The organism is Oryzicola mucosus (assembly GCF_014534685.1).
GTDB lineage: Bacteria > Pseudomonadota > Alphaproteobacteria > Rhizobiales > Rhizobiaceae > Oryzicola > Oryzicola mucosus.
Map to the genome: position 1 here is coordinate 327,725 of NZ_JACVVX010000005.1, position 25,707 is coordinate 353,431.

Here is a 25,707-nt window from a genome sequence, read left to right on the forward strand (position 1 = left end):
CGATCGTTCTGTTTTATAGTTCTCTTTATCGTTCCCGGGCCTATCGTAGGCGCGGTTGTTGTGCAACGCAAACCACTGCGAAGATTGAAAGAGCTTCAAGATTTTCAACGAAAATCAGGGTATCAGAATCGTCGCCCCTGTCGTCTTGCGACCTTCCAGATCGGCATGCGCCTGGGCCACATCCTTGAGTGCGTAGCGCTGGTTTATTTGGATTTTGACGATGCCCTTCTCGACCACATCAAACAAGGCAGCAGCAGACTCCTCCAGATCGGCACGCTTGGCAACATAGACGAACAGCGTCGGCCGCGTGACATAAAGCGAGCCCTTCTGCGACAGAATACCGAGATTGAAGGGCGGGATGACGCCGGATGACTGGCCGAACAGCGCCAAAAGTCCCCTCGGACGCAGGCAGTCAAGCGAGCCGTCGAACGTGTCCTTGCCAACGGAATCGTAGACCACATCGCATTTGCGTCCCTCGGTGATGCGAGCCACCTCGGCAACGAAATCCTGTGTGCGATAGTTGATGACGTGATCGTAGCCATGCGCCAGCGCCAATTCGACCTTGTCGTCCGAGCCCGCCGTGCCGATGACCGTAGCGCCCAGATGCTTGGCCCATTGACCGGCGATCAGCCCGACGCCGCCGGCGGCGGCATGAAACAGGATCGTATCGCCCTTTTTGACCGGAAAGGTCCGGCGCAGCAAATATTCCGCCGTCATGCCCTTGAGCATGATCGCCGCGGCCTGCTCGTCGCTGATGCCCGAGGGAATGTGAACCAGCTTGTCGGCGGGCAAGACACGTTCGTCGCAATAGGCTCCAAGGCCCGTCGTATAGGCGACGCGGTCGCCGGCTTTAAATCCCATAACGCCCTCACCCGTTTCGACGACCACGCCGGCCGCTTCGCCCCCCGGAATGACGGGCATGCCGGTCGGCGACGGATAAAGCCCCGTACGATAATAGACGTCGAGAAAATTGAGACCAATCGCAGTATGCTTGACCAGAACCTCGCCTGCGCCGGGCGATGTAGCTGGAAGATCCTCGTAAACCATCGCTTCAGGTCCGCCATGGGCGTGCACTCTGATTGCTTTGGGCATGGTCAGGTCCTCTTTGCACCGAGATTGGGAAACAGTTGCATGATGCCGCCGATGACGAACAGATAGATGCCTGTCGCGGCGATGCCGGTCTTGACCCACATCGGCGACACCATGTTCTGCAACAGGGCAATTATACCGAACGCGCACCAGACCAGCGTGATCGTCAGATTGACCGACCTCAGCCGCTCCACACGTACCGGGTGCAGGAAGTTGATCGGCAGGAAGGTGAAGACGCCACAGGCAACGACGACAGCGAAAGAGACCCATTCGCCAGGCTCGATGACGAAAAGCGTGAACACCACCATGTTCCACACTACCGGAAAGCCCTTGAAGAAGTTTTCCTTCGTCTTCATGCCCGTATCGGCATAGTAGATCGCGCTTGAGACGACGATGATCGCCCCTGCGGTGAAAGACAGCCCCTCGCCCATGAAGCCGCGCTGATACAGCGCAAAGGCCGGGATCAGCACATAGGTGACATAATCGATGATGTTGTCGAGCAGTTCGCCAGACCAAGTGGGCAGGATTTCCTTGACTTCGAGCTTGCGCGCGATGGGGCCGTCGATGCCGTCTACGAACAGAGCCAGCCCCAGCCAAAGAAACATCGCCGTCCAATTGCCGTCGCTCGCCGCCACAAGCGACAGGAAAGCCAGAAACGACCCGGATGCGGTCAGCAGATGGACCGAGAAGGCGCGAGCCTGCGGCCAGGTGACTTTCTTACGCTTCACGAGCAGTTTCCATTACCCCGCCTCGTCAGCCTACACGGCAACCGACGACCTTCACCAGTTGGCAGTGAACTTATCCGCTGGGCCGGGCACCGTACAAGCGCTATCGGCCATTTGCGCCAACTCACCACAGGAATGAAGCGCGGCATTCCCCAAATCGGACTGATAAACCTGGCTTTCGCATCTTCATGGGCGAAACGCCGCGTTGAACAAAGCGCAGGCGGCGCTCTATATCGATCTGCACCATGATCCGCGCAAATGGAACCGATCCGATGACAGAAGCGACCACCAGCGCAGCCACAGTCCTCGTCGCAGGCACGGGGCCAGCGGGCATGATCGCCGCGCTCGGCTTTGCACAGGCAGGGTTTGAAGTTGTCATGGTTGGGCCTCCGGTGCTCAGTGACGACGATCGCACGACCGCGCTCATGGCCCCGGCGTTGGACTATTTGGATGGGCTCGGCGTGCTCGAGCCGTTGCGCGACATGTCCGCTCCGCTTCGGACCATGCGCATCGTCGACGGCACAGCGCGCCTGCTGCGCAGCCCCGTCGTCACCTTTCATGCCAGCGAGATCGATGAACTACAGTTCGGTATGAACTTTCCCAATCGCGCGCTCAATGCGGCGCTGGAGCAGGCGGTTGCCGCCCATGCCGGAATCGCATGGCGCAAATGCCTTGTCAAATCCTGGTCACCACGGGAGGATGAGGTTGTCGTCCAGCTTACGGACGGCACCGAGGTCCATGCCAGGCTGGCCGTTGCCGCGGATGGCCGCAAGTCGCCCGCTCGCGAAGCTGCCGGCATTTCGGTGGTATCGCAGGCGCACCGGCAATCCGCTCTGGTGCTCAGCTTTTCGCACAGTCGCGACCACGCCTTCACATCGACCGAGTTCCACACCGAGACCGGCCCGTTCACCCAGGTTCCGCTTCCCGGCCGCCGTTCGAGTCTGGTCTGGGTGGTGAGACCGGAGACCGCCGAAGAGCTTAATGCGCTGGATGACACATCTCTGTCGAGGATCGTCGAGGAACGCATGCAATCAATGCTGGGCCGCGTGACCGTGGATGGCGGACGACAAATCTACCCGCTCTCGACCGCGGTACCGACGCGCTTTGCCGCGAAGCGGATTATGCTGGTGGGTGAAGCGGCGCATGTTTTCCCGCCCATCGGCGCACAGGGGCTCAATCTGGGCATAAGAGACGTACAGCAAGCCATTGATGCAGCTTTGAAAAACCAATACGATCCAGGCCTTCCGAGCAGCCTTGTTGCATATGATGCGGCTCGTCGGCCTGACATTGTCGCGCGTACCGGGGCGGTGAGCCTGCTCAACCTTTCGCTCTTGTCAGATATGCTTCCCTCGCAGCTCGCGCGCACGGCTGGCCTGTCCCTGTTGGGCGCCGTTTCGCCGCTGCGCACGCTCTTCATGCGCGAGGGGCTGCGTCCAGGCAGCGGCTTCTCCAAGGTGTTTCAGGCGCTGCGGCCCGACGTTCTTGCATCCCGCGATGCGCGAGCTCTACGGAAACAGGTCCGGGATCAGCATGCCATGCATGATCATGTAGAGCAGCCCCGATAGCGTCACCACCGACACGCAGGTCGAAATCAGGATGGTCGCGGACGCCCGCTCGACCCACACATTGTACTGCTGCGCTATGACGAAGACGTTGGTCGCGGTCGGCAGCGCGGCAAGCACGATTGCCGAAAACATCCAGATCGGCGAAAAATTGCCGATCCAACTGAGCACCACATAGCATAGCAGAGGCTGCAGGATCAGCTTGAGCAGGAGAATCGGCCCGATTTCGCGCGGTACCCGCTTCAATGGCCGCAGCGCCAGGGTGACGCCCATTGCGAAGAGCGCGCATGGCGCGGCGGCGCGCGCGAAATAGTCGAGCAAGCGTTCGATTGGCAATGGTGCACGAAACTGGAAATAGGCTGCCGCCACGCCAAACAAGCTTGCGACGATGAAGGGGTGGAGAAGAATTTTGCGCACTACTTCCGCTGCCAGCTGCAGCGGTGGGCGCCGGTCGTCGCCAGCAAGCGCCATCATCGTCGGCGCCACACAAAAATGCAGCGCGTTTTCGACACAGAAGATCAGTGCCACCGGCACCGCCGCTTCTTCGCCAAGCGCCAGAAGAGCAATCCCCGGTCCCATATAGCCAATATTGCCATAACAGGCGCCGAACGCCCGCATGGTCGATTCGGCGATGCCGCTGCGCTGTACCAGCATGGAACCTACGAACATGATGAGGAACATCGAATAGCTCGCGATGACGGCACCGGCTATATAACGCCACTCCGTCAGCTGCTCGAACGGCGTTTTGGAAAGCAATTGGAAGAACAGCGCGGGCAATGCCACATAGAGGATGAAGGTGTTCATCCAGCCGAGAGCGTCGATGGGCTGGCGCGTTATCCGAGCCGCTACGAATCCGGCGAAGATCATGCCGAAGAACGGCAGAACGAGGCCCACGATTTCCGACATTTTCGTCTTTCGGCTGAAACTTTGTGCCCCCGCTAGCTCGTCGCTTCGTGCTGCGTCAACCCGGCAGCATTGAATTGAGAGGACAAGTGCGCCAAATAGAGCCGGATATGGCGGTGAATTGCATGAAGACGGCAAAATTTTCTATCGGACAGGTCGTCCGTCACAGGTTGTTCCCGTTTCGCGGCGTGATCTTTGACGTCGATCCTGAATTCAACAACACGGAAGAATGGTACGAATCCATTCCCGAGGCCGTTCGTCCGCGCCGCGACCAGCCTTTCTACCATCTCCTCGCCGAAAATGCCGAGACAGAGTACATCGCCTATGTTTCGGAACAGAACCTGCTGGAAGACAGTTCGGGCGATCCGGTACGGCATCCGCAGATCCACGAGTTCTTCGATAAGGATCAGGACGGCAGCTATCACCCAAAAAGCCGCCTGCAGAATTAGAGCGTTTCCTGCTTAGATTGAAGCAGATCGCTACGCCTCCGATGGCGAGGCGATCCGCAAGGAAGCCGGCGCAGTGCCGATATGGTGCATCGGGCAAGCCGGCTGACACAGACAGCGGGCGCCCGCCAGCAGCGGGAATCCTCCCCGTGGATTTACGAAGCAAATCAACAGGTGTCAAAAACGCGGGCGGTCCTTTGCGCATTCAAAGATGCGCGGCCGCCGGTGGGCCGGGTTTAATTCGGGCGTCCTTCGGACCTACTCGGGGCTCGTCTCGTCCGAGCCACCAGCCCGACCATCGACGATCCCCTTGACCTTGTCCTGAATTCCCACCGGCAGACCGAGCCAATCCAAGCAGAAAACGCTCTAACCGGCCCAGGCGAGGTGATGACATGAAAAAAGCGGGGTGTTGAAGCCCCGCTTTTCGTTGGTTGTGAGGGTCCTGCCGCTTAGTTCGCGGTCTTCGCCTTGTCCTGCTCTTCCTTGAGCTTCTTGGCGAAGTCCTCATTGTTCTTGCTGACAAATTCCTGCAGTTTCTTCTGGCGGGCTTCCAGATCCGACTGCTTCAGCGGCTCGCCATCAAAAGCACCGGTGAAGCCCTTGAGCGAAACCTTGATCGGGTTGGGCTGATTCTGGAAATTGATGGAGGTCAGGGTCAATTCCTGCCCCTTCTTGAAGGAGGCGACGATCTGATCGGTCAGCGCGATCTCGGCCACGCAGCGATCCGGGAAGCAGATCACGTAGTCGAGCTTCTGTGCCTTGCCGCCATCGATCTGGAGGCCAATGCCAGGAGGTACAAGACGGCCGCTCGGCACGGTAACCTGGAACACCTTGCGGTTCACCTTGCCCTTGAGCTCAATCAGGCTGAGGCCTGTCACGAGCTGGCCGCTGGAGGCGGTCAAAATATTCTGGACGTTGCAGATATCGACGTCTTCCTGCTTGGAACAGGCCTTGAACCAGCCCTGAGGAATCTGCTGCTGCTGTGCTGCGGCAGGCGTCAGGCCGGCCGCAAGCACGGCCGCCGCAGCTGCCGCCATGACCGGGAGACGGAAACCGTCGATTTTCTGGCTCGTCATCGTCCTCGAATCCTCTCAATCACATCTCGAAGCGGCGTTCTGCCGCGTGTCATCGCTACCTGTTGGCAAATTGAGGCAACAGCATGACTCTCATTCGCCTGTTACACCGGCAAGGTGAGTAAATCCAGCCTCTTGGAAGATGAACCGACGCAGCCCGAACCTCTTTCTATATCTGCTGTGGCTGACGTGCAGACGTTGCGCCGAAAGGATTTGCTAAACACTGCCGAAGCCCTCGCTTTGAGCTGGAAGAAGCCATTCGCGACGGCATGGACTGGCGCTTATGACCGCTGTACGGTCCGAATCATGCCCATTCCGCAGTATCTCAGGAGGATCGCCGTGAGACGGACCGTCGCTGGCATTTCGCTCGCCATAGCCTTCGGCACAACCGCTTTCGCCGAACCGCAACACGGTTTGTCGATGCATGGCGAGCCCGCCCTGCCCGCCGATTTCAAGAGCTTCCCATACGCCGATCCCGACGCGCCAAAGGGTGGCGAGGTCACCTATTGCGTGGTCGGCACCTTCGACAACCTCAATCCGTTCATTCTCAAGAGCCTGCGGACAACGTCGCGCGGGGTGATCGATACGATCTTCGGCAATCTGGTCTTCGAGCCGCTGATGCAGCGTAACGCCGACGAGCCCTTCGGTCTTTATGGACTTCTGGCCGAATCGGTCGACGTAGCCGAAGATCGCAGCTGGGCCGAATTCAACCTGAACCCGACCGCCAAATGGTCAGACGGCAAGCCCGTCACGCCGGAAGACATCCTTTTCACCTATGAGGTGTTCACCGCCAAGGGCAGGCCACCTTACAGCGACCGGATGGCAAAGATCGCCAAGCTCGAGAAGACGGGCGACCACAGCGTCAAATTCACCTTCAACGAGAAGGCGGACCGGGAATTCCCATTGGTCATAGCCTTGACCCCGATCGTGCCGAAACATGCCTTCAACATCGACACGTTCGACCAGACGACGCTGAAGCCGTTGACGGGCAGCGGCGCCTACACCATCGATCAGGTCCGACCCGGGGATCGCGTGGTCTTCAAGCGCAACCCGGACTATTGGGGCAAGGACGTGCCGGCGAAAGTCGGTTTCGACAATTACGACCGCATCACGATCCAGTATTTCCTCAATGCAAACGCTCAGTTCGAGGCGTTCAAAAAGGGCCTGTGCTCGATCTATGCAGGGTCGATCTACACTGGCATGGGTCCGCTCCAGGCGGAACGCGACTTCGGTTTTCCTGCCGCCCAGAAGGGCGATGTCGTCGTCCAGTCGTTCAAGCTTGGCATTCCGCCGGTGGTGACGGGCTTCTTGTTCAACACGCGGCAGCCAAAGTTCAGCGACCCCAAGGTGCGGCAGGCCCTGGCCATGCTGTACGACTTCGAATGGGCCAACAACAATTTGTTTGGTGGGAAATTCCAAAGGCTGATGAGCTACTGGCAGGGCTCGGAACTGTCGGCCATCGGCAATCCCGCCACGGATAAGGAAAAAGCGCTGCTTGCGCCCTTCCCCGACCGTGTTCCCGCCGATGTCTTGGACGGCTCTTGGCGTCCTCCGGTCAGCGACGGTTCGGGCCAGGATCGCAAGGTGCTCAAGGCTGCGTTCGATCTTCTCAGGGAGGCTGGCTACAAGATCGACAATGGCCAATTGCTCGACCCGCAGGGCAAGCCGTTCAGCTTCGAGATCATCGTCGCCTCGCAGGACGAGGAGCGCCTGGCCGGCGTCTACCAGCGCGCCTTGCAGAAACTCGGCATCGCGGTGACGATCCGCTTGCTGGATGGCGACCAGATCCAGGCGCGAAAACAGCGTTTCGACTTTGAAATGCTGATCGGCTCCACCGGCTTCAACAACTCGCTGTCGCCCGGCCTGGAGCAGGTCTTCCGTTGGGGATCGGAATCCAAGAACAGCGAAGGCTCGTTCAACCTGGCCGGTGTCGCAGATCCGGCGATCGACGCAGCCATCGACGCGATGCTCAACGCGCGCGAAAAGGACGACTTCGTCTCGGCGGTGCGCGTTCTCGACCGTCTGCTGATCTCGGGCCACTACATGGTGCCGACTCAGTACAATCCCGAGCAATGGGTGGCCTACTGGAAGGAGTTCAAGCACCCCGAAAAGACATCGCTGTTCGGCTATCAGCCCGCCACTTGGTGGATCGACACCAAGTAATTGGCGAGCTCAACGCTTCGGAAGGAAATCTCATGACTGGTCAGCAATCGCTTTCCATCGACGTCGTTTCCGATGTCGTGTGCCCGTGGTGCTATGTCGGCAAGAAACGGCTTGAAGCTGCAATTGCCCTGACGCCCGATGTCGCCGTCGAGGTACGGTGGCGGCCATTCCAGCTTGACGCGACGATGCCGGCCGGCGGCATGGACCGAAAACAATACATGATGTCTAAATTCGGCGACGAAAAGCGCATCGACCAGGCGCATGCCAATCTGACGGCCATGGGTGCCGCGGAAGGCATCGCCTTCGATTTCGATGCCATCAAGGTCGCACCCAACACGCTCGACGCCCATCGCGTCATCCGCTGGGCGGCGTCGTCGGGCTTAGACGTTCAGGGCAGACTGGTGACGGAACTGTTCAGCCGTTATTTCGAGCGCGGCGAAAACATCGGCGATCCGCGTGTACTTGTTTCCGCGGCAGATGCTGCGGGCATGGATGCGGCGGTGGTGGAAGCCATGCTGGCGACCGATGCCGACCGCAATGAGGTTTCCGGCGAAGTCGCCACCGCGTCGCGCATGGGCATATCAGGCGTTCCCTGCTTCCTCCTTGAAAGCAAATATGCCGTGATGGGCGCACAGGAAGCTTCAGCGCTGGCCGATGCAATCCGCCAGGTGGCGACCGCAAAGGCGAGCGGCGACATCTGAGGGTCAGGCCGCCTGCGCCAACTTGGCCAATTGCGTCATCACAACAGCGGCGCCCGCCAGGCGCTTATCCGGGTTTGGCCAGTCCCTCGCCAGCACCACGCTCTGGTCGGGCCTGATCTTGGCCAAGGACCCCTGCTCGGCGATGTAGCGCACCAGCCCCGCCGGGTTGGAGAACTCCTTGTTGCGGAACTGAACGACGATGCCCTTGGGCCCAGCATCGAGCTTTTCGACGTTGGATTTCCGACACAGCGCCTTGATGAAGACGATCTTGAGCAGATGCTTGACCTCTTCCGGCAGCGGCCCGAAACGGTCAATGAGCTCAGCACCGAACGCGTCGATCTCTTCAGGGTTCTCCAGATCGCCCAGCCGGCGATAAAGCGCCAAGCGAAGCTGCAGATCGGGCACATAGCCCTCCGGTATCATCACCGCCGTGCCAACGCTGATCTGCGGCGACCATCCGGTATCGAGCGTATGCCCATCGTCCTTGATCTCGGCGACGGCCTCCTCCAGCATCTGCTGATAGAGTTCGAAACCGACCTCCTTGATGTGGCCGGACTGCTCCTCGCCCAAAAGATTGCCGGCACCGCGAATGTCGAGGTCGTGGCTGGCGAGTTGGAAACCCGCCCCCAGCGTGTCGAGGGACTGTAAAACCTTCAGCCTGCGATCGGCGGTGCTGGTCAGCGTCCGGTTCGCCGGCAGCGTGAACAGGGCATAGGCGCGCACTTTCGAGCGGCCGACACGGCCTCTGATCTGGTAGAGTTGAGCCAGGCCGAACATATCGGCGCGATGCACGATCAGTGTGTTCGCAGTCGGAATGTCGAGACCCGATTCCACGATGGTTGTCGACAACAGCACGTCGTACTGTCCGTCATAGAAGGCGTTCATGATGTCGTCGAGTTCGCCTGCCGGCATCTGGCCATGCGCCATGCCGACCTTAAGCTCCGGAACGGTTTCCTTCAGGAAATCAGCGATTTCCGTCAAATCGCTGATGCGTGGCACGACGTAGAAGCTCTGCCCGCCGCGATAGCGTTCGCGCAGCAGGGTCTCGCGAATGACCAGCGGATCGAAAGGCGAGATGAAGCTGCGCACCGCCATACGGTCCACAGGCGGCGTGGCGATGAGCGATAGTTCGCGCACGCCTGTCAGCGCCAGTTGCAGTGTACGCGGGATTGGCGTCGCTGAGAGCGTCAGCACATGCACGTCGCTCTTCAGGTCCTTCAGGCGCTCCTTGTGCTTGACGCCGAAATGCTGCTCCTCGTCGATGATGAGCAGGCCGAGGTTTCTAAAGGAGATCGCCGAGCCGAGCAGCGCATGGGTGCCGACGACGATATCGACCGTGCCGTCGGCAAGCCCCTTCTTGGTCTCGGCCAGTTCCTTAGCTGTGACCAGACGCGAAGCCTGACGCACACGGATTGGCAGGCCGGCGAAGCGCTGGGAAAAAGTCTTGAAGTGCTGTCGCGACAGAAGCGTCGTGGGCACCACCACCGCCACCTGGAAGCCCTCCATGGCTGCAAGGAACGCGGCGCGCAATGCCACCTCCGTCTTGCCGAAACCAACGTCGCCGCAGATCAGTCGGTCCATCGGCTTGCCGGCAGCGAGATCCTCGGCCACCGCATCGATGGCATTCTGCTGGTCGTCGGTTTCCTCATAGGGGAAGCGGGCAGCGAATTCGCCATAGAGGCCTTCCGGTGGCATCATGCGCGGCGCGGTGCGCATATGCCGTTCGGCGGCGATCTTGATGAGCTGGCCCGCCATATCGAGCAGGCGGCGCTTGAGCTTCGCCTTGCGCGACTGCCATGCGCCGCCGCCGAGCCTATCGAGCGTGGCTTCGGCGGAATCCGAGCCGTAGCGGCTCAGTAGTTCGATGTTTTCGACCGGCAGGAACAGGCGCCCGTCGGCGGCATAGTGGATTTCGAGACAGTCATGCGGCGCACCGGCCGCCTCAATGGTCTTCAGTCCGACAAAGCGCCCGATGCCGTGGTCGGCATGGACGACGATGTCGCCCGCCGACAGAGACGAGGCTTCCGCGATGAAATCCGCCGCCTTCTTGCGACGCTTGGAACTGCGCACCAGCCGGTCGCCGAGAATGTCTTGCTCGGCGACAACGAGAAAGGCGTCGGTCTCAAAACCCTGTTCGAGCGGCAGTGCAACCAGACCCGCCTGCCCTGACTGCAGCTTTTCGACCTCGGTCAGGGAGGTAACAGTCTTAAGATTGCCAAGCCCGTGCTCTTCGAGAATCTGCGTCAGACGGTCGAGCGAGCCTTCCGTCCAGCCGGCAACCAGAACGCGGCGCTTGCCGATGCGCTGCTCGGCGATGTGCTTGACCGCCACATCGAACACGTTGACGTTGGGGTCGGCGCGCTCCTCGGCAAAGCTCCGGCCGGCACGCGAGCCGGCATGCAGAACCTTGCGGCCGCCGGCATCCGGAGCATCGAAGGGGCTGAGCTCGACCGCCAGGCGGTCGGCCACGCCGGCGGCGATGTCGTCGGGCGACAGATAGAGCAGCGCCGGGGGCACTGGCTTGTAGGGAACGGCATCCCTGAGCCCGCTCTCGCCCTGCTTTTTACGGGCGTCATAATGATCGAGAATCAGCGTGTGCCGCTCATTGAACGATTCGCGCGTCAAGTGGTCGAAAATGAACGGTGTGCCAGGGAGATAATCGAACAGCGTCTCAAGGCCATCATAGAAAAACGGCAGCCAGTGTTCCATGCCGGCGAAACGCCGGCCTTCACTGATCGCGGCGTACAAAGCGTCGTCGCGCGATGGCGCGCCGAAGGCGTCGATGTAGCTCCGGCGGAAACGGCTGATCGCATCCGGCGTCAGCTCGACCTCGCTCATGGTCTGCAACACCAGTTCCGGCCGGTTGCCGGTGGTGCGCTGGCTAGCGAGATCAAAGGCACGGATGGATTCAAGCGTGTCGCCGAAGAAGTCGAGCCGCAACGCATCGTCCGAGCCAGGGGCGAAGAGGTCGAGAATGCCACCGCGCACGGCGAATTCGCCGACGCTGCGCACCGTCGGCACGCGTTCGAAGCCCGACCGCTCCAAACGGGCAGTCAGCTTGTTCATGTCGACCTGGTTGCCCGGGCGCGCGCGGAACACTTGGGCCTGGACCAGATCGGCGGGCGGCATGCGCTGCAGCAGCGCATTGGCGGTGGTCAGGACGATTGCGCGGTGCGGCTTGTCGCGCAACGCGGCAATCGCCGCCATGGCGTCGAGACGGCGCCCCGCTACTTCCGATCCCGGCGAAACGCGATCATAGGGCAGGCAGTCCCAGGCCGGCAGTTCAAGCACGGGGATTTGCGGAGCGGCGAAGGCAAGTGCATCCCGGATCGCAGGCAAGCGCTGCCCATCGCGCGCCACAAAGACCAGAGGCGCGTCGGGTGCGGCTTCCGCGGCAGCCTGCACCAGCGCAAAGGCCTCGAAGCCTTCCGCCACGCCGTCGACAATGAACTGGCCCGGCCGGCCTTTGGGCAGGCCTATCGTCTTGAGAAGCGTCATCGTGTGGTTACTCGGTCAGGAAAACGGGACGGTAGTCCAGAATCCTGCGCATCAAGGGGGTCTCAAGGTGATCGGGAACGGGACGTTCTCCCGTCACCCATTTCAGGAAATCGGCGTCGTTTTCATGCAGAAGTATTTCAAACGCATCGAGTTCCTCATCGCTCAGTTTGTCGATCTCGGCGTCGGCGAATGTGCCCAACACCAGATCCATCTCGCGCATGCCGCGATGCCAGGCGCGGAACAGAAGCTTGCGCTGCCTCGAATCCAGCGTCTCCGTCGATCGCGTCGTACCGGTCATGATTGGCAATCCTTTGCAACTGCGGCGCATATAGCGTGGATAGCGGGTCATGTCAGCCTTGTAACGTCCGGCTCGCGGGCTAAACATGCGTCCATGTGCTTGTCGTTGATCACCTGCCTCTGCCCTGCAAGAGACATCCCCCTCAAGGGGGGTAGAAGCGCTGCTCCGATTGGGTGGCAGCCTTAATGCGCCCATCCCTGCTCGATCCGCTCTTTGCTCCAATCACCACGCTTCCCGGCGTCGGCGACAAGGTCGCCGCGCTGATCGAAAAAGTGGTCCCGGCCGACCTTTCGGCGCGGGCTGCAAGGGTTGGCGACTTGCTCTTCGTGCTGCCGCACAGTGTCATTGACCGGCGTAACCGGCCCGGCATCGCCTATGCCGCGGAAGGCGCCATCGTGACGCTGGAGGTACGCGTCGATCGCCACCAGCCACCGCCGAGCGGCAACCGCTCCGTGCCTTACAGGGTGTTTGCCCATGACGACACTGGGGAGATCGGCCTGACCTTCTTCCGCGGACATGCCGCTTATCTGGAAAAGGCCTTGCCGGAAGGCGAGCAGGTGATCGTGTCAGGCCGTATGGAATGGTTCAACGGCCGGCCATCCATGGTGCATCCCGATCATATCGCCCTTGTGAGTGAGGCCGACAAGCTGCCACTGGTGGAGCCCGTCTATCCGCTGACGGCGGGGCTGGCACCGAAAGTGCTGCGCCGAACCATCGGACACGCTGTGGAACGCTTGCCGAACCTGCTGGAATGGCTCGATCCCGACGTGATGCGCCGCCACAGTTTCCCAAGCTTTTCCGCCGCACTCAGGCGACTGCACGAACCAGCGGATCCGCTAGACGCGCTTCCCGACAGCGCCGCGTGGCGCAGGCTTGCCTATGACGAATTCCTCGCCGGGCAGGTGTCGCTCGCGCTGGTTCGGGCACGGGTGAGACGCGTTAATGGCGCGCCGCGCATCGGTACCGGCAAATTGACCACGCCGTTGCGGGCCGCCCTTCCCTACAGTCTGACCAGGAGCCAGGAAACGGCGCTGGCCGAGATCGGCGCCGATCTCGAAAAGCCCGACCGGATGCTGCGCCTGCTGCAGGGCGATGTCGGTTCCGGCAAGACGGTGGTGGCGCTGATGGCCATGGCGCAAGCCGTCGAGGCCGGGGGGCAGGCAGCGCTGATGGCGCCGACGGAAATTCTCGCCCGCCAGCATCTGGCCACCATCGCCCCGCTGGCTGAAAAGGTGGGCATGCGCGTCGCGGTGCTGACCGGTCGCGAAAAGGGCCGAGAGCGCACCGCCATACTCGACGGACTAGCCAATGGCTCGATCGACATCGTCATCGGCACCCATGCACTGTTCCAGGACGCGGTGGAGTTTCACAATCTCGCACTCGCCGTCATCGACGAGCAGCACCGCTTCGGCGTGCATCAGCGACTGGCCATGACCGCCAAGGGCGATGCGCCTGATATGCTGGTGATGACGGCCACGCCGATCCCGCGCACGCTGGTGTTGACGGCCTTCGGCGACATGGAAGTCTCACGCCTGACCGAAAAGCCCGCCGGACGACAGCCGATCCGTACGGTGACGCTGCCGCTGGAACGGCTGGACGAGATGGTCGCACGTATGCGGGACGCGGTGTCGGAGGGTAAGAAAGTCTATTGGATCTGCCCGCTGGTCGAGGAGTCGGAAGAGATCAAGCTGATGTCGGCCGAGGATCGCTTCGCCTCGCTCAAGGCCGTTTTCGGCGACCGCATCGGGCTGGTCCACGGCCGCATGAAGGGCGCGGACAAGGACGAGGCCATGCGGGCCTTCAAGGAGGGCGAAACCCGCATCCTGATCGCCACCACGGTCATAGAGGTCGGCGTCGACGTTCCAGACGCCACCATCATCGTCATCGAGCATGCCGAGCGTTTCGGTCTTGCTCAATTGCACCAGTTGCGCGGGCGGGTCGGGCGCGGTTCGAAACCGTCATCCTGCGTGCTGCTCTACAAGGATCCGCTGGGTGAAACCGCCAAGCGTAGGCTTTCAGTGATGCGCGAGACCGAGGACGGTTTTCTGATTGCCGAGGAGGACCTGAAGCTGCGCGGCGAAGGCGAACTGCTTGGCACGCGCCAGTCCGGCACGCCCGGCTTCCAGGTGGCGCGGATCGAGGTCCATGCCGATCTGCTGGAGACCGCAAGAGACGATGCCCGGCTCCTGCTGACGCGCGACCCGGACCTGATGTCCGAGCGCGGCAAGGCGGTGCAGATACTGCTCTATCTGTTCAGTCGCGACGAGGCTGTCAGGCTTTTGCGGGCGGGTTAGCCCGGCTTTCCCGCTGACTTTCGTTTGGCGAGGGCCTCGTCGGCCAATCGCTTCGTCTCTTTATGATATTCCGGCGCAACCAGGCCGGCTGAGATCAGCATTTTCGCCGCATCCTCCACGCTCATGTCGAGCGGGATAACGTCATCCTCCGACACATAGAGCAGATAGCCCGTCGTCACATTCGGCGAGATCGGCCGAAATACGGCGATGGTCTTGCCGTGACGCGGCTCAAGTGCATCGTTGATTTCGGTTTCCTGCTGCTTGGCGATGAAAACGATGGACCATGCGCCACGCCGCGGATACTCGAACAGAGCGACCTGATTGAACAGATCCGAGCGGTTGGCGAGCACGGTCTCGAAAATCTGCTTCAGACCGCGATAGATGTTGCGCACCAGCGGCATGCGATTGAGCAATCTCTCGCCAAACCCAAGCACCGAGCGGCCAATGAAATTGGCTGTCAGAAAACCGATCAGGGTGATGCCCAGAAGGGCGACGACCAATCCGAAGCCCGGCACGGCGAATGGCAGGTAGTTGTCTGGATTATAGGCGCCGGGAATGTAGGGCTTCACCCACGAATCGACCCAGAGGACGATGCTCCAGACCAGATAAGCCGTGATCGCCACTGGAGCACAGACGACCACGCCGGTGAGGAAATAATTGCTGAGGCGCGTCATGGCTTGCGGTGCCGTCTGTCCGATTTGTGCAACGCAACAATTCTACCGCAGAACCAGAGTCCGCGATATGGATTTCTTTGCGCTGCACGGAGACCTATTCGACGGTAACCGATTTTGCCAAATTGCGCGGCTGGTCGACGTCTGTTCCCATGAAAACGGCGGTGAAATAGGCCAGCATCTGGATCGGCAGCGCATAGATGATGGGCGAGATGATCTCCGGCACGTCGGGGAGCACGATGGTCTCCATGGTCTCGACAGTGGCGTGGGCGGCGCCGCGCTGGTCGGTGATGAGAATAATCTTTCCACCCCGCGCCGCCACTTCCTGCATGTTGGAGACGGTCTTTTCGAAGATGCGGTCATGTGGCGCAATCACGATCACAGGCATGTTCTCGTCGATCAGCGCGATCGGCCCGTGCTTCAGTTCGCCGGCCGCGTAGCCTTCGGCGTGGATATAGGAGATTTCCTTGAGTTTGAGCGCGCCTTCCATGGCCAGCGGGAAATTGGTGTCACGGCCGAGATAGAGCACATGCTTGTAGCGCGACAGTTCGCGTGCCAGCTTTTCGATCTGGTCCTCAAGCTTGAGAACCTGATTGGCGAAACGTGGCGCTTCCGAGAGTTCACGCACCAGCGTCTTTTCCTGCTCCAGCGAAATCGTGCCGCGCGCAGCACCCGCCCTCACCGCAAGAGTCGCCAGCACGGAGAGCTGACAGGTGAACGCCTTGGTCGAGGCCACGCCGATTTCAGGTCCTGCGAGCGTCGGCAGCACCACGTCCGACTCGCGCGCCATCGTCGACTCGCGGACATTGACGATGGCGCCGATCTTCATCCCGGCCTTGCGGCAATAGCGCAGCGAGGCCAGCGTATCGGCGGTCTCGCCGGACTGCGAAATGAAGAAGGCGGCGTCCTTGTTTGACAGCGGCATCTCGCGATAGCGGAACTCCGAGGCGACATCGATGTCGACCGGCAGCCGTGCATAACGCTCGAACCAGTATTTGCCGATTAGCCCGGCAAGGTATGCGGTGCCGCAAGCGGAAATCGCCAACCGGTCGATCTTGGCGAAGTCGAACGGCAGGTCGAGCGGTTTGGAGACGCCACCGACGAAATCCACGTAGTGCGCCAGCGTATGCGAAATCATCTCTGGCTGTTCATGGATTTCCTTCTCCATGAAATGGCGGCGATTGCCCTTGTCGACCATGAACGAAGTGCTGAGCGACTGCTGCCGCCGACGTTCCACCCTGTTTCCGGCCATGTCGAAGATGGACACTTCGTTGCGGCGCACGACGGCCCAGTCGCCGTCTTCCAGATAGGTGATGGAATTGGTGAATGGCGCCAGCGCGATGGCGTCGGAACCTAGGAACATCTCGCCCTCGCCATGGCCGACAGCCAGCGGCGGGCCGTTGCGCGCGCCAACGATGAGGTCTTCGTCCCCGTCGAACATGATGGCGAGCGCAAACGCTCCTTCCAGCCGCGCGAGCGCCTTGTGAGCAGCCTCCACGGGCGACAGGCCCTTGGCGAGTTCCCGCGCCACCAGATGGGCAACCACTTCCGTATCGGTCTGCGAGGTGAAGCTGTAGCCGTCCTGTTTCAACTCATCGCGCAGTTCGGCGAAATTCTCGATGATGCCGTTGTGGACGACGGCGACGCCGGTGGAAAAATGCGGATGCGCGTTGGTTTCGTTGGGAACGCCATGCGTTGCCCAACGGGTGTGGCCTATGCCGATGGAACCGCCCAGCGGTTCGGCCTGCAGCCTGCGCTCGAGATTGATCAGCTTGCCTTCCGCGCGACGGCGCCCCAAAGCACCGGATGCGATAGTGGCGACACCAGCGGAATCATAACCGCGATATTCCAGCCGCTTGAGGGCATCTACGATGAGCGGTGCAACATCGGCGTTGCCCACGATTGCCACGATACCGCACATGTCCTGCCCCCAATCAGTTCAAGCTGCCGACGCCTGCATTTGGCAAGGCCAATGCAGAGCCGAAATCATATTGCATGTCGCTTCGTGTCGCCACGAGGCCGTTCAGTCGCCGCATCCATGACAGGATGCGATTGAAATCCAGTTACTTCGCAGCCGCTTTTTTCGCGGCAGCCGCGTCCGCGAGGCGTTCACGAAGCTCCCGACCCTTGCCCGGTATGGTTTTCTGCCGTGCCCGGCCGAAGGCCAGCGCATCGGCCGGCACACTTTCGGTGATCACGCTGCCCGACGCTACATAGCCTCCATCGCCAATCGAGACGGGTGCGACGAGCGAGGAATTCGAGCCCACGAACGCGCCGGCGCCGATGTCGGTATGGAATTTCGAGAAACCGTCATAGTTGCAGGTAATGGTGCCGGCGCCGATATTGGCCTCCGCGCCGACGCGGGCATCGCCGATATAGGTGAGGTGATTGACCTTGGCGCCCTTCTCTATGGTGGCGTTCTTGACCTCGCAGAAATTGCCGACCTTGGCTTTTTCATGCAGATCGGCGCCCGGCCTCAGCCGTGCGAACGGGCCGATCTGGCTGTTCGCAGCCACCTTAGCCCCCTCGATGTGGCTGAAGGCATGGATCACGACGTCGGACGCCACCGTCACGCCCGGGCCAAACCACACATTGGGCTCGACCACGGTATCCGCGCCGATCTCCGTGTCGTGTGAGAAATAGACCGTATCCGGTGCAATCAGCGTTACGCCTGCAAGCATCGCCTCGCGACGGCGGCGTTTCTGCCAGATGCCTTCGGCGTTCGCCAACTCCGCGCGGTTGTTGATGCCCAGCAGGCTTTCGAATGGCGCTTCGATGGCCGCCACGTCGAGACCCTCCTGTGCCGCTATCTCGACAATGTCGGTAAGGTAGTATTCAGCCTTGGCATTGGCGTTGCCAACCTTGTCGAGCAGCGCCAACGCATGCTGTCCGGCGATTGCCATCAGACCGCCATTACAGAATGTGATCTTGCGCTCTTCGTCGGTACTGTCCTTTTCCTCACGAATGGCCGCGAGTTTGCCGCCCTCTTCAATCAGGCGACCATAGCCAGTCGGCGCATCCGTGCGAAAACCGATGACGACGACAGCGGCACCGTGTGCGAGCCTTTCGCGCGCGGCCTGCAGCGGCTCGGGCGTGATCAACGGTGTGTCGCCGAACATCACCAGCACATCGTCATAGCCGCGCGCGATAGCCTCTCGCGCAGCCAGAACAGCATGTGCCGTTCCCAGCCGTTCCACCTGCTCGAAGGTGCTTGCGGATGAAGCCAAGCCGGCCACCGCCTTGCGCACCTGCTCTCCACCATGGCCGACGACCACAGCGACGTCGCCCGCGCCCGCCTGGCGCGTCGCCTTGATGACATGGGCTACCATCGGTAGGCCGGCAACCGGATGCAGCACCTTGGGCAGCGCGCTCTTCATGCGCGTCCCTTCGCCGGCGGCAAGGATGATCGACAGGCAGGTTCTCGGGCTCATTGCGTCTTCCGGATTCGATGACGGGAAAGGCGGATTCGCGCCTTTCTAGCACCGCAGGCGCGCGGCTCCAATGGAGGCGCCTTACCCCAATTGGCCAAGTGCCGGGAACCGCTCGAGAAGCCAATAGGACATGCTCTGGATACCCCCGGTGAGGAAGAAGATACCGGCCAGCACGAGCAGAGCGCCCATCACCTTTTCGACGCGGCCGAGATGCACCCGGAAACGGCTGAGAAAGCGCATGAAAGCGCCCGAAAACAGCGCCGCGACAAGGAAAGGGATGCCGAGCCCGATCGAATAGGCGAACAACAGCAAAGCGCCCTCGCCGACGGTTTCGCGCCCGCCCGCAAGCGTCAGGATGGGGCCAAGCACCGGACCGATGCAGGGGGTCCAGCCGAAAGCAAAGGCGAGCCCCATCAAATAGGCGGCAATGGCGCTTGTCGGCTTGCCTGTGGATTGAAACCGTGCCTCGCGCGACAAGAACGGGATGCGTAGCACTCCCAGGAAATTCAGCCCCATCAGGATGATCAGGATACCGGCAACGATCGCCAACGGCTCCTGATAGACGCGCAACAGCCTGCCGATCCCCGAAGCGCCAGCGCCCAGAGCCACGAAGACCGTGGTAAAGCCGAGAACGAATGCGATAGACGCCGAAAGTAGCGCCTTACGTGTCTGCACCTTGGCTGCAACGCCACCCTCGGCGCGGAAATCGTCGACCGACACGCCGGCCATGTAGCAGAGATAAGGCGGAACCAGCGGCAGAACGCACGGCGATAGGAAAGACAGCGCGCCCGCGCCGACCGCCGTGAGATAGCTTACGTCCAATGCCATGCCAATCGCCTCAGAAACTGCGGCGGAGATATACCCACCGTGTCCTGCGGATTCCAATCACCATTATGTGGACGAATCCGCGCAGGCGTTTGCTGAATTGGACGAGTGCCGGCACGTCAAAGATCGTCTCAGGAGATTTGGTGGTGAGCGCGCAGGGATTCGAACCCTGGACCTACTGATTAAAAGTCAGTTGCTCTACCGGCTGAGCTACGCGCTCCCCGAAAGGCAACGCCCTTCGAAGTTGCGCGGACCATAAGGAGGGCGCCAAAAGCGGTCAACCGGAAAATCGCGAAAACAGGGCGGAAAGTCGGGGATTTACCCAGACCGAGACCGCGCCCTCCGGACTGATGAAGGCGTCGCATCTGAAATTGCGTCAACTGGACACCGAAGGCGGCGGGGAACAAACCAGCGTGCCACCCGTTTCTCAAGCCAAAGGGACGAAACCACCCAGGAGATATACGATGAAGAAATTATTTTCCGGATTGATGGCGACTGCGCTTGCCGCCTCAATCTCAATCTCGGGTGCCATCCCAGCAATGGCAGCACCGGTCATGACAAAACCCGCAACGGCTGAGAACGCCCTCGTGCAGCAGGTGCAGGATCGTATCTGGCTTCGCCGCGACGGCAATCGCGATGGACCGAGAGTGGGACGTGACGGCCCCCGTTTCAGCCGTGATCGTGATGGACCACGGTTTGGCGTGCCGAATCGCGGACGTGACAACGTAAGGATCGTACGGCGCGGCGATAACCACTACTTCAATGGGCATCGCGGCTATCGGTATCAGCGTCCGGGTTATCGCCAGTATAACGGCTTCTGGTTCCCTGCAGCTGCGTTTGTAGCCGGTGCCATTGTCGGCGGTGCCATCAACAACCAGCCGGCGCCAGTATATCGCGGTGGCAGCGGTAACGCACACGTCCAGTGGTGCGCAAACCGTTATCGCTCATATCGAGCCTATGACAACACGTTCCAGCCATACAATGGTGGTCGCCAGCAGTGCTATTCGCCTTACAGCTGATAGCCTTTCAGGCCAGAAATCGAAAGGCCGCGGTCGTGACTGCGGCCTTTTGCTTATTCACTCAGGGATGCAGGCGCCTGGCCTCGGGTTTCGATCATCTCGACTTCGGATTCTTCGCATATGCGCCGGATGCCGGGTAGATCGCAGTAGTCTGTGATGAAGGTGTCCATCTGCGACAAATGTGCGATTCGCACCGGTGCGGTCCGCTCGAACTTTGTACGGTCCGAGACCAGGATCACGTGCCGGGCATTGGCGATGATTGCCTGAGCCACCTTTACCTCGCGAAAGTCGTAGTCCAGCAAGGCACCGTCATGGTCGATGGCCGACGCACCGATAACCGCATAGTCCACTTTGAACTGCTTGATGAAATCGACGGCCGCCTCGCCTACGATGCCGCCATCCGAACCGCGTACGACCCCGCCAGCGATCACCACTTCCATCGTCGGATAGACACGCATCCGGTTCGCGACATTGATGTTGTTGGTGATCACCATCAGGCCCTTGTGATCGAGCAGCGCCTTGCCGACGGCTTCGGTCGTCGTGCCGATATTCACAAACAGCGAAGCGTTATCCGGAATGAGCTGTGCAGCCGCGCGCCCGATGGCGTCCTTTTCATCGGCTGCTATTTTCCGCCGTGCTTCATATTCGAGATTTTCAATGCCCGATGGAAACAACGCACCGCCATGAATGCGGCTCAACAGGCGCTGATCGCAAAGATCGTTCAAATCCTTGCGAATGGTTTGCGGCGTGACGACGAAATGGGCGGCAAGGTCATCGACCAGAACACGCCCGTTTTCCTTGGCGAGTTGAATGATCTCCGACTGACGGGGAGAAAGATACACGGGCGGCGTTTCCAAGTTTCGTTTCCACGCACTCTAGGCAGAAACGAAAACGATGAAAAGCACCTGCCGGTTGATTTGCTCAGCCGGTAAAATCCGGAAGACTTTGGAAAGCAGCCTTCAAAGCGCTCGACCAACCCTCTGAAATGGTTCGATAATAGGGGTCATCCAGCCCGATGCGCTTTTTCAGGCCGACCTTGTAGGTGCCATTCTCGTAGAACAGCAGATCGAGTGGCAGGCCGACGGAAAGGTTGGATTTCAGGGTCGAGTCGAAGGACACGAGCAGGAGCTTCACCGTCTCTTCGAGACTCATTTGACGATCATACGCCCGGACGATGATCGGCTTGCCATATTTGGTCTCGCCGATCTGAAAGAATGGGGTATCGTCGCTGCACTCGATGAAGTTGCCTTCCGGGTAGATCATGAACAGGCGCGGTTCGCTGCCTTTGATCTGGCCGCCCAGTATGAAGGATGCGTTGAAGTAGGAGTCGGCCTTCTGTCCGACGGGCGCGGAGCTCGCAATCACCTCTTTGACTGTGTTCCCGACCAGACGCGCGGTCTGGTACATCGAAGGCGTTTCGAGCAATGTCGGGTTGCGGTCGGCTACCGCCTTGGTGCGCTCATCGAGCAGGCTGACGACCGCCTGCGTCGTTGCCAGATTGCCGGCTGACATCAGAACGATGACGCGCTCGCCGGGCTCTTCCCAGACCCGCATCTTCTTGAAGGTGGAAATCGAGTCGATGCCGGCATTGGTCCGTGTGTCGGACATGAACACCAGCCCTTTGTCGATCTTAAGCCCCACGCAATAGGTCATCGAATCCAATCCGGACAAAAGTGAAGCCGGATTACTGCTCTACCGTTATGCGGACTTCAAGGCGTTCTTCGGCTTGCCCCAATAAAATCCCCGATATCGGCATCGCATCGCGATAATCTCGCCCCGTAGCCACGGTCACATAACGTTCGTCGGCTGAGATTCCGTTGGCGGCGTCGAATGCCACCCATCCCAGACGCGGCACATGCGCCTCCGCCCAGGCGTGGCTGGCCACCTGCTCCACCACGCCATCCATCAGTAGATAGCCGCTGACATAGCGAGCCGGAAAGCCGAGCGCGCGCGCCGCCGCGCAAAACACATGCGCATGATCTTGGCAAACACCAGCTCCAGCCGCGATGGCCTGCTCGGCGGTAGTCGCCACATTCGTCTGACCGGAACTATAGGCCACCCGCTTGCCCACAGCCTCCTTGAGCTGGTGCAGGCGATCAAGATCGGCGCCGCCGTCGCTCAAGGATTCCACAAGGGCTGCTACTCCCTCGCCCCGTACCGTCAACGGGGTATCCTGCTGGTACAACCAGAGTGGCGCAAAGCCGCGATGCTGGCCAAAGACGCCAGCTTTGTCGGCCGTATCCACCTCGCCTTCCGCCAGGACCGAGACTGTCTGGGGCGCGCCGCCGATGCTGACAAGGATCGTCTGATTGCCGAACTGGTCGAGGAAACGCACTTCTTCCTGCGCACCCTCCACGGTCAGCTTCCAGTCCATCACCGTCTGCAGCGGGCCGGAAACAGGAGTGAGACGCAGCCGTTGCAATCCGTAACGGATGGGCTGGTCATAGTGATACTCGGTGCGGTGGGTGATTTTCAGACGCATGGGCTCGACACTCAATGGAAGCTGTAGTCGAGAGCGACCTGGTCGCCGAGGACCTGGTTGTCGCAGATGAAATCGTTCAGGAATTCGTGAAGCCCGGCATCGAAGATGTCCTTGATCGACCCGTTTTTAAGCTTCGAATAAATCCGCTCGGACATGGCGTGGGAGCTGTGCAACTCACCGTAATCCTGCGCCAGCGCCCGCAAATGCTCGGTAATGAAGCGGTAGCTGAAGGTCAAGGAGCGCGGCATGCGCGAATTGAGGATCAGGTAGTCGGCGATGTTCGACGGCTTGTAGTCGGCATCGTAGACCCAACGGTATGACCGATGCGCCGAGACGGAACGCAGGATCGACTCCCACTGATAGTTGTCTAGTGTCGATCCCACCCATGAGATCGAGGGCAGCAGCACGTAATACTTCACGTCGAGGATGCGTGCGGTGTTATCGGCGCGCTCGATATAGGTGCCAATCTGGTAGAAATCGAAAATCTCGTTGCGCAGCATTGTGCCGAAAAAAGAGCCTCGGATCAGTGCCGTCTCGCGCTTGATGGCGTCAAGCACCTTGGGAAGTTCGCGTTCGTCGATTGGCGAGGCCAGCAATCGCTTGAGCGACATCCAGGCTTCGTTGATGCTTTCCCACGTTTCGCGCGTCAACGCGGTCCGAACCATGCGCGCATTATTCCGCGCGGTCTCGATCGATGAGATCACGCTGGACGGGTTTGTCGTGTCACGCAGGAGGAAGTCCGACACCTCGCTGGCGGTGTATTCGGTGTATTTCTGAGAAAAGGCGACATCCGCGCCGGCCGAAAGCAGCACCGAATTCCACTCCTCCGAGGCATTCTGGGTTCGTGTCAAAGCCATGCGCAAGCCAGCATCGATCAGGCGCGCCATATTGTCGGCCCGCTCGATATAGCGGCTCATCCAGTAGAGGCCGTTCGCGGTGCGTCCCAGAAGCATGAAGTCTCCGCTCCTCGTTCGGGTGGCTTTGCTCAGCCCTGCCCATTTTCATGTTATACCGGCGCGAACAGTGCGCCGGCTGCCTTGGCCCGGACGACAAGACTAGTCGTCAAGCACCCAGGTATCCTTGGTGCCTCCGCCTTGAGAGGAGTTGACGACCAGCGAGCCTTCCTTGAGTGCCACACGCGTCAGGCCGCCCGGAACGATCTGAATCCGGTCGGACACCAGAACGAAAGGCCGTAGATCGACGTGACGTGGGGCAAGTCCCTTTTCCGTCAGGATCGGGCAGGTCGACAGCGACAGCGTCGGCTGTGCGATATAGTTCGAAGGTCTCGCGGCAAGTTTCTTGGCAAAGGCTTCGCGCTCTTTCTTGCTCGCCGCAGGTCCGACGAGCATGCCGTAACCGCCTGAACCATGCACTTCCTTGACGACAAGCTCGTGCAGATGCTCCTGCACATAAGACAAACTGGACGGATCGGAGCAACGCCAGGTCGGGATATTGCCCAGGATCGGCTTGCGGCCGGTATAGAACTCGATGATCTCCGGCATGTAGGAGTAAATAGCTTTGTCGTCGGCGATGCCGGTTCCGGGCGCATTGGCGATAGTGATGTTGCCGGCGCGATAGACGTCCATGATCCCTGGCACGCCGAGCGCGGAATCCGCTCTGAAGGTCAGCGGGTCGAGATAGTCGTCGTCGACACGTCGATAGAGCACGTCGATCTGCTTGTAGCCTTCGGTCGTGCGCATGGCCACATGCCCGTCCACCACCCGCAGATCCTGTCCTTCGACGAGCTGGACGCCCATCTGGTCGGCCAAAAAGGCGTGTTCGAAATAGGCGGAGTTGAAGCTGCCCGGCGTCAGCACGGCAATGGTGGGTGCGCCGGCGACGTTGTGCGGCTTCACCGCAGCCAACGATTGCCGCAACAATTGCGGATAATTCTCGACCGGACGGACCTTGACCCGTTTGAAGAGCTCGGGGAACAGCTGCATCATCGTCTCGCGGTTCTCGAGCATATAGGACACGCCGGATGGGGTGCGGGCATTGTCCTCGAGCACGTAGAATTCGTCTTCGCTGATGCGGACGATGTCGACACCGATGATGTGCGTGTAGACGCCGGCCGGCGGGCGCAGACCGATCATCTCCGGCAGAAACGCCACATTGTTGGCGATCAACTCGCGAGGAAGACGGCCGGAGCGCAGGATCTCCTGGCGGTGGTAGATATCGTCGAGAAAGGCGTTGAGTGCCTGGACGCGCTGCTCAATCCCCAGCGTCAGCCGTCGCCATTCGTTGCCCGAAATGATGCGCGGGACGATGTCGAAGGGAATGAGCCGCTCGGCGGCTTCTTCCTCGCCATAGACGGCGAATGTGATCCCGGTTTTACGGAAAACGCTTTCCGCGTCCCGCATCTTTTCAGTCAGTCGACCGGGGTCTTGATCCTTCAGCCACTGGTCGTAGGAAGCATAGGGCCGCCTTGGTCCGGACGCTCCCGGAAACATTTCATCGAACGCAGTCAATCGAATACTCCCCTGTGACGAGCATTTCACTGGGGCGTCCGGTGAAAATCAAGTGCAAT

General features: G+C 60.5%; 21 protein-coding genes and 1 tRNA gene. 6 read left to right on the forward strand and 16 right to left on the reverse strand.

Going from position 1 to position 25,707, the window contains the following annotated elements; genetic code table 11:
- Positions 1 to 114 precede the first annotated feature (114 nt).
- Entirely contained in the window at positions 115 to 1,092 is a 978-nt protein-coding gene (locus ICI42_RS17350) for a quinone oxidoreductase family protein (RefSeq protein WP_188165845.1), read from the reverse strand.
- A gap of 2 nt (positions 1,093 to 1,094) precedes the next feature.
- The gene (gene pcsA, locus ICI42_RS17355) at positions 1,095 to 1,817 is read right to left on the reverse strand and encodes a phosphatidylcholine synthase (RefSeq protein ID WP_188165846.1); all 723 of its coding nucleotides are present in this window, start codon (positions 1,815 to 1,817) and stop codon (positions 1,095 to 1,097) included.
- A 269-nt stretch (positions 1,818 to 2,086) separates the two neighbouring features.
- On the opposite strand from pcsA, the gene ICI42_RS17360 reads away from it, so the two are divergent.
- Positions 2,087 to 3,379: a UbiH/UbiF family hydroxylase gene (locus tag ICI42_RS17360; protein ID WP_188165847.1), complete on the forward strand. Its 1,293-nt coding sequence runs from the start codon at positions 2,087 to 2,089 to the stop codon at positions 3,377 to 3,379.
- On the opposite strand, the gene ICI42_RS17365 is transcribed toward ICI42_RS17360, so the two are convergent.
- A complete protein-coding gene (locus tag ICI42_RS17365) occupies positions 3,320 to 4,282 on the reverse strand; it encodes an AEC family transporter (RefSeq protein ID WP_188165848.1) in 963 nt (320 codons plus the stop codon). The two genes, ICI42_RS17360 and ICI42_RS17365, sit on opposite strands and share 60 nt — an antisense overlap.
- A 122-nt stretch (positions 4,283 to 4,404) precedes the next feature.
- Between ICI42_RS17365 and hspQ the strand changes: the two genes are divergently transcribed.
- Positions 4,405 to 4,728 (forward strand): heat shock protein HspQ, encoded by a 324-nt coding sequence (gene hspQ / locus ICI42_RS17370; protein WP_188165849.1) that lies wholly within the window; start codon positions 4,405 to 4,407, stop codon positions 4,726 to 4,728.
- Positions 4,729 to 5,174: 446 nt separating this feature from the next.
- Here hspQ and ICI42_RS17375 read toward each other — a convergent pair whose 3' ends face one another.
- A complete protein-coding gene (locus tag ICI42_RS17375) occupies positions 5,175 to 5,801 on the reverse strand; it encodes an invasion associated locus B family protein (RefSeq protein WP_188165850.1) in 627 nt (208 codons plus the stop codon).
- A 417-nt stretch (positions 5,802 to 6,218) separates the two neighbouring features.
- Between ICI42_RS17375 and ICI42_RS17380 the strand changes: the two genes are divergently transcribed.
- Together ICI42_RS17380 and ICI42_RS17385 are read left to right on the forward strand one after the other, a co-directional pair.
- The gene (locus ICI42_RS17380; RefSeq protein ID WP_230980430.1) at positions 6,219 to 7,961 is read left to right on the forward strand and encodes an extracellular solute-binding protein; all 1,743 of its coding nucleotides are present in this window, start codon (positions 6,219 to 6,221) and stop codon (positions 7,959 to 7,961) included.
- Between the two features lie 32 nt (positions 7,962 to 7,993).
- On the forward strand, positions 7,994 to 8,662 hold the full coding sequence (locus ICI42_RS17385; RefSeq protein ID WP_188165852.1) for a DsbA family oxidoreductase: 669 nt from the start codon (positions 7,994 to 7,996) through the stop codon (positions 8,660 to 8,662).
- A gap of 3 nt (positions 8,663 to 8,665) precedes the next feature.
- Here the strand turns inward: ICI42_RS17385 and mfd are convergent, their stop codons facing one another.
- Complete coding sequence (mfd, locus tag ICI42_RS17390; protein WP_188165853.1) at positions 8,666 to 12,160, reverse strand: transcription-repair coupling factor; 3,495 nt, start codon at positions 12,158 to 12,160, stop codon at positions 8,666 to 8,668.
- Positions 12,161 to 12,167: 7 nt separating this feature from the next.
- Positions 12,168 to 12,458, reverse strand: a complete 291-nt coding sequence (locus ICI42_RS17395; protein WP_188165854.1) for a succinate dehydrogenase assembly factor 2 — start codon at positions 12,456 to 12,458, stop codon at positions 12,168 to 12,170.
- Positions 12,459 to 12,643: 185 nt separating this feature from the next.
- Between ICI42_RS17395 and recG the strand changes: the two genes are divergently transcribed.
- Positions 12,644 to 14,752, forward strand: coding sequence for an ATP-dependent DNA helicase RecG (recG, locus tag ICI42_RS17400; RefSeq protein ID WP_188165855.1), 2,109 nt, complete (start codon positions 12,644 to 12,646; stop codon positions 14,750 to 14,752).
- Here the strand turns inward: recG and ICI42_RS17405 are convergent.
- The 5 genes from ICI42_RS17405 to ICI42_RS17425 all read right to left on the reverse strand — a co-directional run bounded on the left by ICI42_RS17405 (position 14,749) and on the right by ICI42_RS17425 (position 19,899).
- Complete coding sequence (locus ICI42_RS17405; RefSeq protein WP_188165856.1) at positions 14,749 to 15,426, reverse strand: DUF502 domain-containing protein; 678 nt, start codon at positions 15,424 to 15,426, stop codon at positions 14,749 to 14,751. The two genes, recG and ICI42_RS17405, sit on opposite strands and share 4 nt — an antisense overlap.
- A gap of 94 nt (positions 15,427 to 15,520) precedes the next feature.
- Positions 15,521 to 17,344, reverse strand: a complete 1,824-nt coding sequence (gene glmS, locus ICI42_RS17410) for a glutamine--fructose-6-phosphate transaminase (isomerizing) (protein WP_188165857.1) — start codon at positions 17,342 to 17,344, stop codon at positions 15,521 to 15,523.
- Between the two features lie 142 nt (positions 17,345 to 17,486).
- The gene (gene glmU / locus ICI42_RS17415) at positions 17,487 to 18,854 is read right to left on the reverse strand and encodes a bifunctional UDP-N-acetylglucosamine diphosphorylase/glucosamine-1-phosphate N-acetyltransferase GlmU (RefSeq protein WP_188165858.1); all 1,368 of its coding nucleotides are present in this window, start codon (positions 18,852 to 18,854) and stop codon (positions 17,487 to 17,489) included.
- Positions 18,855 to 18,935: 81 nt separating this feature from the next.
- On the reverse strand, positions 18,936 to 19,682 hold the full coding sequence (locus ICI42_RS17420; RefSeq protein WP_188165859.1) for a cytochrome c biogenesis CcdA family protein: 747 nt from the start codon (positions 19,680 to 19,682) through the stop codon (positions 18,936 to 18,938).
- A gap of 141 nt (positions 19,683 to 19,823) precedes the next feature.
- Positions 19,824 to 19,899: transfer RNA gene (locus ICI42_RS17425), tRNA-Lys, on the reverse strand.
- A gap of 244 nt (positions 19,900 to 20,143) precedes the next feature.
- On the opposite strand from ICI42_RS17425, the gene ICI42_RS17430 reads away from it, so the two are divergent.
- Positions 20,144 to 20,698: a BA14K family protein gene (locus ICI42_RS17430; RefSeq protein WP_188165860.1), complete on the forward strand. Its 555-nt coding sequence runs from the start codon at positions 20,144 to 20,146 to the stop codon at positions 20,696 to 20,698.
- A gap of 53 nt (positions 20,699 to 20,751) precedes the next feature.
- Here the strand turns inward: ICI42_RS17430 and ICI42_RS17435 are convergent, their stop codons facing one another.
- From ICI42_RS17435 to ICI42_RS17455, 5 genes are all read right to left on the reverse strand, one after another.
- A complete protein-coding gene (locus ICI42_RS17435) occupies positions 20,752 to 21,540 on the reverse strand; it encodes a DeoR/GlpR family DNA-binding transcription regulator (protein ID WP_188165932.1) in 789 nt (262 codons plus the stop codon).
- Between the two features lie 79 nt (positions 21,541 to 21,619).
- Complete coding sequence (locus ICI42_RS17440) at positions 21,620 to 22,351, reverse strand: proteasome-type protease (protein WP_188165861.1); 732 nt, start codon at positions 22,349 to 22,351, stop codon at positions 21,620 to 21,622.
- A 31-nt stretch (positions 22,352 to 22,382) separates the two neighbouring features.
- Complete coding sequence (locus ICI42_RS17445; protein WP_188165862.1) at positions 22,383 to 23,180, reverse strand: transglutaminase family protein; 798 nt, start codon at positions 23,178 to 23,180, stop codon at positions 22,383 to 22,385.
- An 11-nt stretch (positions 23,181 to 23,191) separates the two neighbouring features.
- On the reverse strand, positions 23,192 to 24,133 hold the full coding sequence (locus tag ICI42_RS17450) for an alpha-E domain-containing protein (RefSeq protein WP_188165863.1): 942 nt from the start codon (positions 24,131 to 24,133) through the stop codon (positions 23,192 to 23,194).
- 102 nt (positions 24,134 to 24,235) lie between these two features.
- Complete coding sequence (locus ICI42_RS17455; RefSeq protein WP_188165864.1) at positions 24,236 to 25,648, reverse strand: circularly permuted type 2 ATP-grasp protein; 1,413 nt, start codon at positions 25,646 to 25,648, stop codon at positions 24,236 to 24,238.
- Positions 25,649 to 25,707 lie beyond the last annotated feature (59 nt).

What these genes read in the sequence shown, in the direction of transcription:
- ICI42_RS17350 (WP_188165845.1), bottom strand. Translation starts at nt 1,092, where the DNA reads ATGCCCAAAGCAATCAGAGTGCACGCCCATGGCGGACCTGAAGCGATG.
- ICI42_RS17360 (WP_188165847.1), top strand. Translation starts at nt 2,087, where the DNA reads ATGACAGAAGCGACCACCAGCGCAGCCACAGTCCTCGTCGCAGGCACG.
- ICI42_RS17365 (WP_188165848.1), bottom strand. Translation starts at nt 4,282, where the DNA reads ATGTCGGAAATCGTGGGCCTCGTTCTGCCGTTCTTCGGCATGATCTTC.
- hspQ (WP_188165849.1), top strand. Translation starts at nt 4,405, where the DNA reads ATGAAGACGGCAAAATTTTCTATCGGACAGGTCGTCCGTCACAGGTTG.
- ICI42_RS17375 (WP_188165850.1), bottom strand. Translation starts at nt 5,801, where the DNA reads ATGACGAGCCAGAAAATCGACGGTTTCCGTCTCCCGGTCATGGCGGCA.
- ICI42_RS17380 (WP_230980430.1), top strand. Translation starts at nt 6,219, where the DNA reads ATGCATGGCGAGCCCGCCCTGCCCGCCGATTTCAAGAGCTTCCCATAC.
- ICI42_RS17385 (WP_188165852.1), top strand. Translation starts at nt 7,994, where the DNA reads ATGACTGGTCAGCAATCGCTTTCCATCGACGTCGTTTCCGATGTCGTG.
- mfd (WP_188165853.1), bottom strand. Translation starts at nt 12,160, where the DNA reads ATGACGCTTCTCAAGACGATAGGCCTGCCCAAAGGCCGGCCGGGCCAG.
- ICI42_RS17395 (WP_188165854.1), bottom strand. Translation starts at nt 12,458, where the DNA reads ATGACCGGTACGACGCGATCGACGGAGACGCTGGATTCGAGGCAGCGC.
- recG (WP_188165855.1), top strand. Translation starts at nt 12,644, where the DNA reads ATGCGCCCATCCCTGCTCGATCCGCTCTTTGCTCCAATCACCACGCTT.
- ICI42_RS17405 (WP_188165856.1), bottom strand. Translation starts at nt 15,426, where the DNA reads ATGACGCGCCTCAGCAATTATTTCCTCACCGGCGTGGTCGTCTGTGCT.
- glmS (WP_188165857.1), bottom strand. Translation starts at nt 17,344, where the DNA reads ATGTGCGGTATCGTGGCAATCGTGGGCAACGCCGATGTTGCACCGCTC.
- glmU (WP_188165858.1), bottom strand. Translation starts at nt 18,854, where the DNA reads ATGAGCCCGAGAACCTGCCTGTCGATCATCCTTGCCGCCGGCGAAGGG.
- ICI42_RS17420 (WP_188165859.1), bottom strand. Translation starts at nt 19,682, where the DNA reads ATGGCATTGGACGTAAGCTATCTCACGGCGGTCGGCGCGGGCGCGCTG.
- ICI42_RS17430 (WP_188165860.1), top strand. Translation starts at nt 20,144, where the DNA reads ATGAAGAAATTATTTTCCGGATTGATGGCGACTGCGCTTGCCGCCTCA.
- ICI42_RS17440 (WP_188165861.1), bottom strand. Translation starts at nt 22,351, where the DNA reads ATGACCTATTGCGTGGGGCTTAAGATCGACAAAGGGCTGGTGTTCATG.
- ICI42_RS17445 (WP_188165862.1), bottom strand. Translation starts at nt 23,180, where the DNA reads ATGCGTCTGAAAATCACCCACCGCACCGAGTATCACTATGACCAGCCC.
- ICI42_RS17450 (WP_188165863.1), bottom strand. Translation starts at nt 24,133, where the DNA reads ATGCTTCTGGGACGCACCGCGAACGGCCTCTACTGGATGAGCCGCTAT.